Origin of the sequence: Mesorhizobium sp. M6A.T.Ce.TU.016.01.1.1 (genome assembly GCF_003997065.1) — a bacterium.
Classification (GTDB): Bacteria; Pseudomonadota; Alphaproteobacteria; order Rhizobiales; family Rhizobiaceae; genus Mesorhizobium; species Mesorhizobium mediterraneum.
Map to the genome: position 1 here is coordinate 123,167 of NZ_RZTJ01000003.1, position 12,246 is coordinate 135,412.

A 12,246-nucleotide genomic window follows, 5' to 3' on the forward strand; every position below is an offset into this window, starting at 1 on the left:
GGAGGTCCAAGGATGCCGCTCTTTTTGATCGTGTCTTCAAGCTGATCGTCGTCCGCTATACGACGTTCGACAATGTCGTCCAAGCTCATTAATCACCTCAAAGTTCGGGCTATTCAAGCCGCCGCGTGACAGCGCCTCGCGGCCGAAAGTGGCGCAAGCTATCACCAACTCGAAGGTATTCTGTGGAATGCCTGTTGGATAGGCTTTCTGATTGCCTGAGCCCGAAACTAGATGGAATGGCGAATATCGCCTCGGCAGGAGCGGGCCTAGATTCCGTATTATTGTCTTGGGGATGGATCGAAGGGAAACCCGGTGTCCCAAAGTTCGGCAGAAGCCATCCCTCTTGATTCCAATAAGCCCCGGTCTCTCCGAACTCCATTGGTTTCGGAGCGGTGAAGACGAATTCCGCTATCCTGCCAATATACCTAATTGCTTGATCGGCATACGAAACGACAAGGTCGCCGGGCGTCGCACGGCGCATATTGTTGTAGAACTCACTTCGCGCGCCATTGCTCTCGGTCTTGGGGGACCAAAGGTGCTGCCCATCAATCTCTTGATGGGCGGTCTGATTATGAATCACCCACCAGAACTGAGCCATCTATCACCCAGGCTAGCCGGAAATTCGGCAGGAATCGAGTGGATGCCAGCGCTCACAGCACACCGCCTGCAGTAGGATCTGTGCAACACCGGTTGCTTGTCGATCGCGATGGCTTCTGGCTAATGCCTTAGCTGGGGCGGTGACGGTGCTTTTCGAGACGGCTTGGGCGCTGCGTCGAACGCCGAAAGGTGCAAAAAAATCGGCCGATTGGCCCCGATAGTTGGCGAAATCTCAAAATATCTTTTTGTGGCGATTTTCCCTTTAAAATCAAGAGCGTAATTTTTTGTCAATGAGTTATATGCTGTTTGAACAATCGAATGGGAATGAGGGAGCGCGAATCTGGAATCCAGAAGATTGAGCTGGCCGCGTCGATCTCGATCAGTACATTGTCAGTCCGCACTGCTGGCTCCGGCATCTCGCTAAGCCGTTTTTCCTTTCTAAGAGGTTTTCTCTGGATCGAGCACTTTCCCTGTCGATCTCGGCCGCTTATTCCTGGCGCTGCCAAATCTGCGAACGACCCAGCAATGACACGCCTATGTAGCCGCGCACGTTTAGCTTCTTGCCGCCATCGGTCACGTAGATCTTGCTGCTATAGGTTTTGCCATTATCCGGATCGAGGATTTGGCCGCCGGTAAATCCGGCGCCATCCTTTTTCAGGCCGGACAGGATCACCAGGCCGACGACGGGCGCATTCTTGAGCGCGCCTTCGCACTTCGTACAGGTCGGGCTTTCGTTCGGGGCTAGGAAGACTTTCTCGATCTTGCCCTGCAAGCTCACATTCGCTTCCGTGATGCGGATCAGCGCCCTTGGTTTGCCGCTGACGTCGTCGACGTTCCTCCACAAACCGACTGGCGAGGCATTGTCCGCCCTCGCTGCCGAGGACGCGAGCGCGGCGACCACGGTGAGCGCGATAACGGCAGATTGTTTCAGAATACGCATTGCGATGCTCTCCGAGAGGATAAGGTGCTGCCGTCGAGTTGGGATGGCTGCCGCGCAGGCGCGGCGCTCCGATGGGCTCATGGGTGGCTTGAGGCGGCGATCGCGGGATAGTCGGTATAGCCGGCGGAGCCGCCGCCATAGAGCGTCGCCGGGTTGAACTCCGCCAGCGGCGCGCGCGTCCTCAGCCGTTCCACAAGGTCAGGATTGGCGATGAACGGGCGCCCGAAGGCGAACAGGTCCGCCTTGCCGTCGGCGAGCTGCGACGCAGCGAGGTCAAGGTCATAGCCGTTGTTGGCGATATAGGTGTTGTTGAAGCGCCGGCGGAGCGATCCGAAGTCGAACGGCGCGACATCGCGCGGTCCGCCCGTGGCGCCCTCGACGACATGGATGTAGACGATGCCCAAGGCGTCGAGTTGATCGACGATATAGTCGAACTGCGCCTGGGGGGCGCCGCTCGAGACGCCGTTGGCGGGCGAGATGGGCGAAATCCGGATGCCGGTACGCTCAGCGCCGATCTCCTCGACCACCGCAGCCGTAACGTCCAGCATCAGCCGGGCGCGGTTCTCGACCGATCCGCCATAAGCATCCGTGCGGACATTGGCGCCGTCCTTGGCGAATTGGTCCAGCAGATAGCCGTTGGCGCCGTGAATCTCGACGCCATCGAAGCCGGCCTCAATGGCGTTCGCGGCTGCTTGCCGGAAATCGTTGACGATCCCCGCAAGCTCGTCGAGCGCCAGCGCTCGGGGCTCCGAAACCTCGACGAAGCCGTTGTTCACGAACGTCTTGGTCGCGGCCCGGATCGCCGAGGGCGCGACGGGCGCGGCGCCATGCTCCTGAAGGTCGACGTGCGAGACGCGGCCGACATGCCAGAGCTGCAGGAAGATCCGGCCACCCTTGGTGTGCACGGCGTCGGTGACCTTGCGCCAGCCGTCGATCTGCGCCTGGGAGTAGATGCCGGGCGTGTCCTGGTAGCCCTGTCCCTGCTGCGAGATCTGCGTAGCCTCGGAAATCAGCAGGCCGGCCGACGCGCGCTGGCCGTAATACTCCGCGGCGAGATCGCCTGGAACGAAGCCTGGGCCAGCGCGATTGCGCGTCAGGGGCGCCATGACGATACGATTGGAGAGGGTCAGCGAGCCGAGAGTATAGGGCTCAAACAGCGTTTTGCTTGTCATAGGTCACCTTTGTTTTGTCCCCGCCGCGGCGGGGTCGTTTATCGAAGTGGCTGCGTTGGTGCTCAGGACCGTGCGGTACCGCTCGGCGGGATGTTCGTTCCGATAGTTCGGAAGCATGGCTTGGCGCGCGGCCTGAAGCGCGTCCCACTGCCCGGCATCGGGAAGCGGCGGAATGGTCACCGGTTCGCGGCGGTCGAAGCCGACCAGCGCCGCATCAACCAGATCGCCCACCTCCATCACGTTGGAAAGCGTGTTGATGTCGGCGCCGACGTGGTCCCAGATCTCCGTTCGCGTCGTGGCGGGAAGCACGGCCTGGACGTAGACACCCTTCGGCGCGAGCTCGAGGCTGAGCCCCTGCGACAGAAACAGCACGAAGGCTTTGGTTGCGCCGTAGACCGTCATGCCGAACTCCGGCGCCAGGCTGACCACGGAGCCGATGTTGACGATCGCTCCTTCGCCGGCCTTCGCAAGACGCGGGGCCATGGCGCTGGCAAGTCGCAAAAGTGCGGTCGTGTTGAGCGCAACGAGCCGCGCGACGTCGTCGGTGCCCTGCTCGATGAAACTTCCGCCGATGGCCGTTCCGGCATTGTTGACGAGGATCCCGATGCGGGCGTCATCGCGCAGCCTCGTCTCCACCGTTGCAAGCTCGGCAGGCTGCGTAAGATCAGCCTGGATGATGTCGATCGCCACGCCATTTTCCTGACGCAGACGGGTCCCCAGAGCCTCCATTCGTGCCATGTCACGGGCAACCAGCACGAGGTCGTGCCCGCGGCGCGCGAAGCGCTCGGCATAGGCGGCTCCGATGCCGGTGGAGGCGCCGGTAATGAGGACTGACGGGATGGTGGTCATGGCATTGCTCTTTTCTCTGATGGAACCTATATTCATGACGATCATCATGATTGAAGTTAAATATGATGGCCATCATGTAAATGTCAACAGGGGTCCGGCGGAGAATTTGAAATGAAGGTCAGTCGAGAACAGATGGCGGAGAACCGTCGCCGAATTCTGGATGTCGCCAGCCGGCTGTTTCGCGACAAGGGGTTCGATGCAGTCAGCGTGGCGGAGGTGATGAAAGCCGCCGGGCTCACCCATGGCGGCTTCTATGGCCATTTCAGTTCGAAGGACGACCTGATCGCGCAGACCCTTGCCCATGTCCTCGCCCTGGACGCAGGTGGAGAGGGCGATCTTCGCGCTTATGTCGATGCCTATCTTTCGCCCCGTCATCGCGATAATGCCGCCGGTGGTTGCCCAACGGCGGGCCTTGTTGCGGCCATCCGCCATCAGACCCCGGCTGCACGCTCGGCCATGACCGAAGGCCTTCGCTCGCAGATCGACCGTATCGGCAAGGCGCTCCCGGAGTTTGATGCGGCAGACAGACGCCGCGTGGCGATCGGAAGCTGGGCGGCGATGGTAGGAGCAGTGATTATCGCTCGGGCGATCGACGATCCCACGCTTTCGGATGAGGTGCTGGAACAGACACGTGCCTGGATCAATGCCGGGCTTGGTCAACAGTTTGCCTCTGCATGAAGCCGGGAGCCCTTAGTGTCGCTGCCACGGCCTGGCAGGCATAGCGAGCGACACGGACCTCACGAATGGGGCCTTCCATCCGCACTCCAAAAGACAGCGCTGGTTCTACGCGCCGCAGCCGGCAAGGCCGGCACCGACGCGCCGAGCAGGCCCACAGGTCGATCAGAGCGCGCTTCGATAGATCGACAGAATGTCCTGGCTCCCGAGCGGCCGGGGGTTGTTGTCGATCAGGCGCTTTATGGCAAAGGCCTCCTCGGCCCAAATCGGCAAATCTTGCCCCTGTGCGCCATGGCGCGACAGACGCATTTCGATGCCGAGCGCCTGGCAATAGTCCATGGCGCTCGTCAGAATGTCGTTGGCACGCGCACCGGCGCCGAGGCCCAGCATAGAGGCAACGCCAGCAGTCTTGTCTGGGCAGGCAGACGCGTTGAAGGCCAGCACGTGCGGGAAGATGATGGCGTTGGCCAGCCCATGGGGAAGCTTGAGCCGCGTGCCCAGAGGATAGGCCAAAGCATGGCCACCGGCGGTATTGACCGGCCCAAGCACACCCCACCGTAGGAAGAGGTCAGCATCATCCCGGCCCGCGCTTCGGTATCCGCCCCGTCGGCGACGGCGCACCAGGTAGCGGCCCGCCAGGTCGATGCCGAGGCGGGCATAGCCGTCGATCAGCGGATGAGCCTTGATATTGGCGTAGGTGCTGTCGTCATGCGGCAAGAAATGTGGGCGAGATGACTGTACGCCAAGGAGTTCAGAAGGATATTGTCGCGATGATCATGGGTGTCACTGAAACAGCGTCATCCAGAAATCATGCTGCTTTGTGAAAGTGGATTGGCGCGGTCGATGGAAAGTCGATCGATGAGTTCCTCCACTTTCCCGAGGCTGAAGATATCCTCAAGCGCCAAATAAGCAGCGCCAAAAAGCGCACTGTCCTTCTGCGGATTGGCAAGTACGATCTGCAACTCGCGCGTGGCAAGTGGAAGGCATCGCTGGTAGACAAGCTCGCGGATACCCGACAGCAGAAACTCTCCACCCTTGGCGAGTGTGCCGCCCACCACGATCAGGCTTGGGTTGAGAATACTGACGACATCGGAGGCGACTTCCCCGATCACCCGCCCAGCGCTGCGCAGCAGCATCAGGGCTTCCGGCTTCTGCATTTCAACAAGCGATATGACATCACGGGCGTTCTCCGCCTGGAAGCCTTTGCTCGAGAGGTCCCGGGCAATCGCCCAGCCACCGGCGCGGGCTTCGACACAACCGAGCTTGCCACAGCGGCACAAAGGCGCGTTCTCGGAATTGAACTGGATATGGCCGATGTCGCCGGCCGCGCCCTGAGCGCCACGAAAGATCCTGCCGCCTGCGATAATGCCGCTGCCGATACCCGTTCCCGCTTTGATGAAGAACATGTCATCCACATGCGGGAAATTCTGGCGATGCTCGTGGATCGCCATCAGGTTAACGTCATTTTCGACATAGATTGGCACATCGAAGCGACGGCGCAGCCAGCCTATGATGTCGAATTCATCCCACCCGTGAAGGACCGAAGGACCGACGACGCGACCGCGTTTGAAATCGACCGGCGTGGGCATGCTGAGGCTGACCCCAAAAAGGGAGCCGTGGCTGGTTCGGGCCTTCGCTGCCAGGACGTCGAACCCATCGGCAATCTGCTCAAGGGAAGCCGCCGGTCCGTCCGACGCGTTGAACGGTATTGTACTTTGCGAGACAATCGCGGGTTCGAGGTCCATGGCGGCGAGATGGATGTAGGCTTCGCCAATATTGGCGACGAGAAAGAAACCCGCCCGTTCATTGATCCCAAGCACGCGCGTCGGCCTCCCGCCACTCGGCATGGTGCGCGCCGTCTCGCGGATCAGGCCCGAGTCAATCAGCGCATTCAGGCGCTGGGTGACAGTCACTCGCGACAATCCCGACGCGTCGAGCAACGCCGACCGAGACGTGGCAGCACCGGTAGCAATAAGCGAGAGAATTTCACCGCTGTTCGCAAGGGCGGGATGCTCCGCCGTACCATTTGTCCTGGCCATTCCGGTCTTCCCTGTTTGCCCGAGATTTAGCCACAAACCCAAGGGAGATAAAGGCTTGTCCGCAAGAAAGCCTTGTATATTTTGAATAAAAATATACAATACTACGTTGACTTATAGACATATCTATGGCTAAGAGGGCGCCTTCTGGGAGAACCAACAAACTTGCGTGGCTGACCCGCGCTGTTCCGACGTTTCTACGTCACTCGATCAAACGGGCCCTCACATGTTGTCAGCGCAGAAGGACTTCGCCCACCCGGATCTCCTGGCGAACGCCATTCGCGCGCTGTCAGTGGATGCAGTCGAGAACGCCACCAATCCCGTCTGGCCTGACCGTGATCGCGTCGTGCTCAGCAATGGCCACGGCTCGATGCTGCTCCAGGCAGTCGAGAAGGCGGTTTACAGGCCACTCGAGAAACAGCAGGCGAGATGACCGCAACCTACGTCATCGGACTGGACTACGGCACCGGGTCAGCCCGCGGCGTTCTGCTTGACGCCGCAACCGGCGAGCAGATCGGCAGCCACACGCATGCCTATCGCCATGACGTCATGACGCAAAGCCTTCTTGACGGCACGCCCTTGCAGCGGTCATGGGCGTTGCAGAACGCCGCCGACTATCTCGATGCGGCGGAAGAAATTCTAGGTGTGTTGGGGCGCGGACGGGTCATCGAGTCGATCGGGCTGGGCTTCTCGGCAAGCTCCCCGATGCCGACCACCACCGACGGCACAGCCCTCTCCGAACTTCATCCTGGCGAGCCCCATGCCTATGTAAAACTGTGGAAGCATCGCGCCGCGCAGCCCTACGCGGACGCGATCAACCGTGTCGGCGGATCCTTCCTGCGCAATTTCGGCGGCAAGCTTTCCGGGGAATGGCTGCTTCCAAAGGCCGCCCAGATCGCGGGCGAAGCACCGCACATATGGAGCGCGGCCGGCCGGTTTATCGAGTCCGGCGATTGGCTTGTCTGGCAGCTGACCGGCCGCGAAGTGCGAAGTCTGGGATTTGCAGCCTACAAGGCCCAGTATTCCGAGACTGAAGGCTATCCGCAGGGCATCGTGCCCGGCCTGTCCGAAAAGCTCTCGGTGCCGCACCGTATTGGCACGCCGGCTGGAAGCCTGTCTGAGGCATGGCGGGCGCGCACCGGAGTCGGCGGTCGCGCGATCGTCGCGGTGGCGGTCATTGATTCACACGTCGTGCTGCCCGCGGTTGGGGCCGTGTCGTCCGGCTGTCTCGTCGGTGCGCTCGGGACTTCGGCTGTCTATCTCTTGTTGAACGAACAGTTCCGTCCTTTGCCGCCCGGCATTGAAGGCGTGGCCAAGGATGGATCGGTTCGTGATCTCTGGTGCTACGAGGCCGGGCAGGCCGGGTTCGGCGACACGCTCGCCTGGTTCGTGAAGGCCTTTCCGCGTGGTGCCGACGAAGCAGAAAGTTTCCGTGTCTACAATCGCGAGGCGGCCGGGCTCGAACCCGGCGCTAACCATCTCGTAGGGCTCGACTGGTGGAACGGCAACCGCGTGCCGCTCGCGGATTCAGACCTCAGCGGCATGCTTGTCGGCCTCACCACCGAGACCACGGGCGTCGGCATCTACCGCGCACTGATCGAGTCACTGTGTTTTGGCGCTCGCACGGTGGTCGACCTCTTCGAGGCCGGCGATTTTGCTATCAACCGCGTGATCCTGACGAGCGGGCTGGCTCAGAACAATCCATTGCTGGTGCAGATCATGGCCGACGTGCTGGGGCGTGTCGTAGAGGTTCCAAGCATTGCCCATGCAACGGCCGTCGGCGCGGCGGTCCATGGTGCGGTCGCGGCCGAACTGGTGAACGGTTTCGCCGAGGGCACGGCCCGGTTCGGCGCGCGCACCTTCACGCCCTATCGGCCCTGTCGCGAAAGCGCGGCCGCCTACCGGTCTCTCTACAAGAATTATCGGCAGCTCAGCGACAGCCAGGCCGTGCGCAAGGCCATGCACGATCTGAACAGGGCGGCGTCTCTCGACCGGCCGGCGGAAGAAACGAAATCGGTGGCCTGAAAGGACGATTGCCACCCCGTCGATTTCTGTTGCGGAATCGCATCCTCGTCATGCAGAGCGCGCCCTGAGGCGCGGCTAACACCTACAATAATGTATAAAAACATACATAATTATGGATATAATGTTTGACGGTATGCAAAACGTATGCGTTACTCAAGGGGCCTTTGGGAGAAGGGTTCAACAACTCGGGAGGAGTTTCATGTCCACTTTGCCTATGTCGACCGGCACCAAATCCGGAACCGTCGTGAGATCAACCGTTGCGGGCCTTGTGTTCTTCGGGACTGCCTTTGCAGTGACCGCCCATGCCTCGGCCGAGGAAGTCATTGTTGGCCTCGTCACCAAGACGGAGGTCAACCCGTTCTTTGTAAAAATGCGTCAGGCTGCCGAAGAGGCGGCCAAGGCCAAGGGCGTCAAGTTGATCGCCCGCGCCGGCAAGTTCGACGGCGACAATGAAGGCCAGGTCACTGCGATCGAGGATCTGATCAGCGCGGGCGCCAAAGGCATATTGGTGACGCCGAACAATTCGACCGGCATGCTGGGTGTCATCAAGAAGGCGCGCGATGCAGGGGTCCTCGTGATCGCGCTCGATACCGCGACCGAGCCGGCCGATGCCGTCGACGCGACGTTTGCCACGGACAATTTCGAAGCCGGCGTGGAGCAGGGCGCCTATGCCCGCAAGGCGCTCGGCGACAAGAAGCCGGTGCTTGCCATGCTCGATGGAACGCCTGGCGGCACGGTCGATACGTTTCGGCACAATGGATATCTGAAGGGCTTCGGGCTCGCCGAAGGTGATCCGGCTATTGCCGGCTCGGCCATTACCAACGGTGCGCAGGACAAGGGCCAGGTCGGCATGGAAAACCTGCTCTCGAAGAATGGCGAGATCAATGCCGTCTACACCATCAACGAGCCAGCCGCCGCCGGCGCCTACGCGGCGTTGAAATCCTTCGGCAAAGAGGCCGATGTCATGCTGACCTCGATCGACGGCGGCTGTGCCGGCGTTCGCGACGTCAAAGCCGGCAAGATCGCCGCGACCGTGATGCAGTTCCCCTACAAGATGGCGGCCATGGGTGTCGATGCGATCGTGGACTATGCGACCAACGGCAAGAAGCCGAGTGGGTTCGTCAATACGGGGTCGTTCCTGATCACCGACAAGCCGGTTGAAGGGATTGACTCCAAAAATACCGAATGGGGCCTCAAGAACTGCTGGGGCGACTGATTTCTGAATCCTCCCGGCGGGACCATGTTGGACAGGCCGTCGACAAGGCGGTGTATCTGTATCGGCATGGTCCCGTTCGTTTCCGGCCCAACCCTTGAGGTCGGGAAACGTGGCGACCGTTCCAGAGGGCGAGGGCACTATGAATTCGGCATCAGCACTCTCTTTCGGCAGGATGTCCAAGATTGCCGCGAGGTTCGTCGGCACGCCATCGGTTGGTCCACTGCTTGTACTGCTCGCTTTCGGCCTGATCTTTTCCCTGACCAATCCGCGTTTTCTCGCCACACAAAACCTGTCGATCATTCTCCAGCAGACGGTGATCATCGGTACCTTGGCCATTGGCCAAACCTTGATCATCCTGACGGCCGGCATCGACCTCGCAGTGGGGGCGATATGCGTATTGGGCACCATCCTTGCCGGAAAACTGGCCAACAGCGGCTATGATCCGATTGCGGCCATGGGCTTGGCCGTTCTCGCCTGCTCGGCGGCCGGTGTCGCGGCTGGAAGCCTGATCAGCGGTCTGCGCCTGCCGCCCTTCATCGTGACGCTCGGTATATTGGGCATCATCACCGCCGCGCTCAGGCTGATTTCGGCGGGCGGGGCATTTCCGGTCACCGACGAATTTCTCGGCTGGACGGGAAACACCGTCCGCCTGAACGGCTTCATCGTCACCTACGGCGTCATCATCATGCTCCTCCTCTATGGAATGGTCTGGTTCCTTCTCAACCAGACCCAATGGGGGCGACATGTCTACGCGGTCGGCAACAATCCGGAAGCCGCCAGGCTTGTCGGCATACCGGTCGGCCGACTTCTCCTCTCGGTCTACGTCCTTGCGGCGTTCATTTATGGGATCGCGGCCTGGCTGGCGCTCGGCCGGATCCCCAACGCCGACCCCAATGCCTTGCAGACCGCCAATCTCGATTCCATCACCGCCGTCGTCATCGGCGGCACCAGCCTGTTCGGTGGCCGGGGCGGATTGATCGGCACACTGATAGGCGCGCTGATCGTCGGCGTCCTGCGCAACGGGCTGACGCTCGCCGGCATTGATCCGCTCTGGCAGGATCTGGTCACAGGCATTCTCGTGATCGTGGCGGTCGCGCTAGATCAATTGACCAGAGGGAGGCGGTGATGACGCCTGTCGAGCCGAGAGAGCCGGTGGCGACCGCTCCAGTTGGCGTCGTCCTCGAAGCGCGCAACGTGATCAAACGCTACGGGCACATCACCGCTCTCGACGGTGTCGATTTCGAACTGCGCTCCGGCGAAATCCTGGCGGTCGTCGGCGACAACGGCGCTGGAAAGAGCTCGCTGATCAAGGCGCTGACCGGAGCGATCGTCCCTGACAACGGCGACATCCTGCTGGACGGCCAACCCGTCCACTTCAAGGGTCCGCTGGACGCACGCAAGCTGGGCATCGAGACGGTCTACCAGGATCTCGCCGTTGCGGCCGCGCTCGATATCGCCAGCAATCTGTTTCTGGGTCGGGAACGCCGCCGCCCCGGATTCCTCGGCAATGTCCTGCGCATGCTCGACAAGAAGGGGATGCGAGCAGAGGCAGAACGCAGCATGGCGGAACTGAAATTCCGCCTGCCGTCGATCGGCAGCGCCGTGGAAGCGCTGTCAGGCGGTCAGCGTCAGGGCGTCGCTGTTGCCAGAGCGGCACTATTCGCCAAGAAGCTTGCGATCATGGATGAGCCCACAGCAGCACTCGGCGTGCGGGAAACTGGCCAGGTTCTCGACCTGATCCAGGCAATCCGGCAGCGTGGACTGCCGGTAGTCCTGATCAGCCACAACATGCCGAACGTCTTCGAAATCGCCGACCGCATCCACATCATGCGGCTCGGCAAACGTGCGGCCGTGGTCAGTCCGAAAACCCACACCATGGCCGATGTCGTCGCCATCATGACCGGCGCGGCGAAGTTCGAAGAACCGGCAGCATCAGCTTCTCGGTAGGACCGCCGTCATAGGCCTCATCGGCAGGTATAGCCGCCATCGATGGGTAGCGACACGCCGGTGATCATCGAGGCCGTATCGCTGAGCAGGAACACGATCGGGCCGGCGATTTCGTCCTCTGTTGCCCACCGGCCGAGCGGCATCTGCTTCAGGAACGGTTCGGCGACATGCGGCTGGCTCCAGTGGCCGGATGAGATTGGTGTCATGACGACCGTTGGATTAACGCTATTGACCCGAATTCCGTATTTGCCCAACTCCAAGGCCGAACAGCGCGTGATGTTTTCGAGCGCCGCCTTCGAAGAGCCGTAGGAAATGTGCCCCTCGAGCGCGACGAGCGCTGCCTGGCTGGAGACGTTGACGATCGCGCCGCCCTTGCCGATGCGCACCATTTGCTGCGTTGCATATTTGGTGACCAACAACGCGCCACGCGCATTGATGGTGATGGCCTTGTCGAAAATCGCGATGTCGGTGTCCATGGGCGTTGCGATCTCGCCGCCGAAGCCGCCGCAATTGACCACTCCCCAGAGTTCGAGGCCTTCCAGGGCAGTTCGGATATCGTCTTCCGAGGCAAGGTCGAAGGTCACGGTGCGGCAACCCGTCTCCTTGGCGATGGCATCAAGCGCTTCGCGGGAGCGTCCGGCAGCAATCACGTCGGCGTTCGCCCGCGCCAGGTGCCGAACGGTGGCGCCGCCGATGCCGCCGCTGCCGCCCGTCACCAGAATCTTTCTTCCCTGAAAATCCGTCATGATTTCCTCTTAGCCCCTGTTTGAAGTTTTAAGCTTGTGTCGC

12 protein-coding genes are annotated in these 12,246 nt (G+C 61.1%); 6 read left to right on the top strand and 6 right to left on the bottom strand.

The window, feature by feature from the left end; genetic code table 11:
* Window positions 1-1,084: 1,084 nt before the first annotated feature.
* Genes EOC94_RS06770 through EOC94_RS06780 form a run of 3 tightly spaced genes read right to left on the bottom strand, consistent with a single transcriptional unit; the run spans window position 1,085 to window position 3,558 of the window.
* On the bottom strand, window positions 1,085-1,618 hold the full coding sequence (locus EOC94_RS06770; RefSeq protein ID WP_245465513.1) for a DUF2147 domain-containing protein: 534 nt from the start codon (window positions 1,616-1,618) through the stop codon (window positions 1,085-1,087).
* Window positions 1,615-2,709, bottom strand: coding sequence for an alkene reductase (locus tag EOC94_RS06775; RefSeq protein WP_127289342.1), 1,095 nt, complete (start codon window positions 2,707-2,709; stop codon window positions 1,615-1,617). Before EOC94_RS06775 ends, EOC94_RS06770 begins: the two co-directional genes overlap by 4 nt.
* A 3-nt stretch (window positions 2,710-2,712) precedes the next feature.
* Complete coding sequence (locus EOC94_RS06780) at window positions 2,713-3,558, bottom strand: SDR family oxidoreductase (RefSeq protein ID WP_127289344.1); 846 nt, start codon at window positions 3,556-3,558, stop codon at window positions 2,713-2,715.
* A gap of 111 nt (window positions 3,559-3,669) precedes the next feature.
* Between EOC94_RS06780 and EOC94_RS06785 the strand changes: the two genes are divergently transcribed.
* Window positions 3,670-4,236, top strand: coding sequence for a TetR/AcrR family transcriptional regulator (locus tag EOC94_RS06785; RefSeq protein WP_126103584.1), 567 nt, complete (start codon window positions 3,670-3,672; stop codon window positions 4,234-4,236).
* Window positions 4,237-4,398: 162 nt separating this feature from the next.
* Here EOC94_RS06785 and EOC94_RS06790 read toward each other — a convergent pair whose 3' ends face one another.
* Together EOC94_RS06790 and EOC94_RS06795 are read right to left on the bottom strand one after the other, a co-directional pair.
* Window positions 4,399-4,950: an iron-containing alcohol dehydrogenase gene (locus EOC94_RS06790; protein WP_127289346.1), complete on the bottom strand. Its 552-nt coding sequence runs from the start codon at window positions 4,948-4,950 to the stop codon at window positions 4,399-4,401.
* 80 nt (window positions 4,951-5,030) lie between these two features.
* On the bottom strand, window positions 5,031-6,272 hold the full coding sequence (locus tag EOC94_RS06795; protein WP_095483635.1) for an ROK family transcriptional regulator: 1,242 nt from the start codon (window positions 6,270-6,272) through the stop codon (window positions 5,031-5,033).
* Window positions 6,273-6,495: 223 nt separating this feature from the next.
* On the opposite strand from EOC94_RS06795, the gene EOC94_RS06800 reads away from it, so the two are divergent.
* From EOC94_RS06800 to EOC94_RS06820, 5 genes are all read left to right on the top strand, one after another.
* Window positions 6,496-6,702, top strand: a complete 207-nt coding sequence (locus EOC94_RS06800) for a hypothetical protein (RefSeq protein WP_095483636.1) — start codon at window positions 6,496-6,498, stop codon at window positions 6,700-6,702.
* Window positions 6,699-8,294: an FGGY-family carbohydrate kinase gene (locus EOC94_RS06805; protein WP_127289348.1), complete on the top strand. Its 1,596-nt coding sequence runs from the start codon at window positions 6,699-6,701 to the stop codon at window positions 8,292-8,294. Before EOC94_RS06800 ends, EOC94_RS06805 begins: the two co-directional genes overlap by 4 nt.
* A gap of 244 nt (window positions 8,295-8,538) precedes the next feature.
* A complete protein-coding gene (locus EOC94_RS06810; RefSeq protein WP_348627391.1) occupies window positions 8,539-9,510 on the top strand; it encodes a substrate-binding domain-containing protein in 972 nt (323 codons plus the stop codon).
* Between the two features lie 139 nt (window positions 9,511-9,649).
* A complete protein-coding gene (locus EOC94_RS06815) occupies window positions 9,650-10,636 on the top strand; it encodes an ABC transporter permease (protein ID WP_095483639.1) in 987 nt (328 codons plus the stop codon).
* A complete protein-coding gene (locus EOC94_RS06820) occupies window positions 10,636-11,457 on the top strand; it encodes an ATP-binding cassette domain-containing protein (RefSeq protein ID WP_095483640.1) in 822 nt (273 codons plus the stop codon). The genes EOC94_RS06815 and EOC94_RS06820 overlap by 1 nt, the downstream gene beginning before the upstream one ends.
* 17 nt (window positions 11,458-11,474) lie before the next feature.
* On the opposite strand, the gene EOC94_RS06825 is transcribed toward EOC94_RS06820, so the two are convergent.
* Entirely contained in the window at window positions 11,475-12,203 is a 729-nt protein-coding gene (locus tag EOC94_RS06825) for an SDR family oxidoreductase (RefSeq protein WP_126103579.1), read from the bottom strand.
* Window positions 12,204-12,246 lie beyond the last annotated feature (43 nt).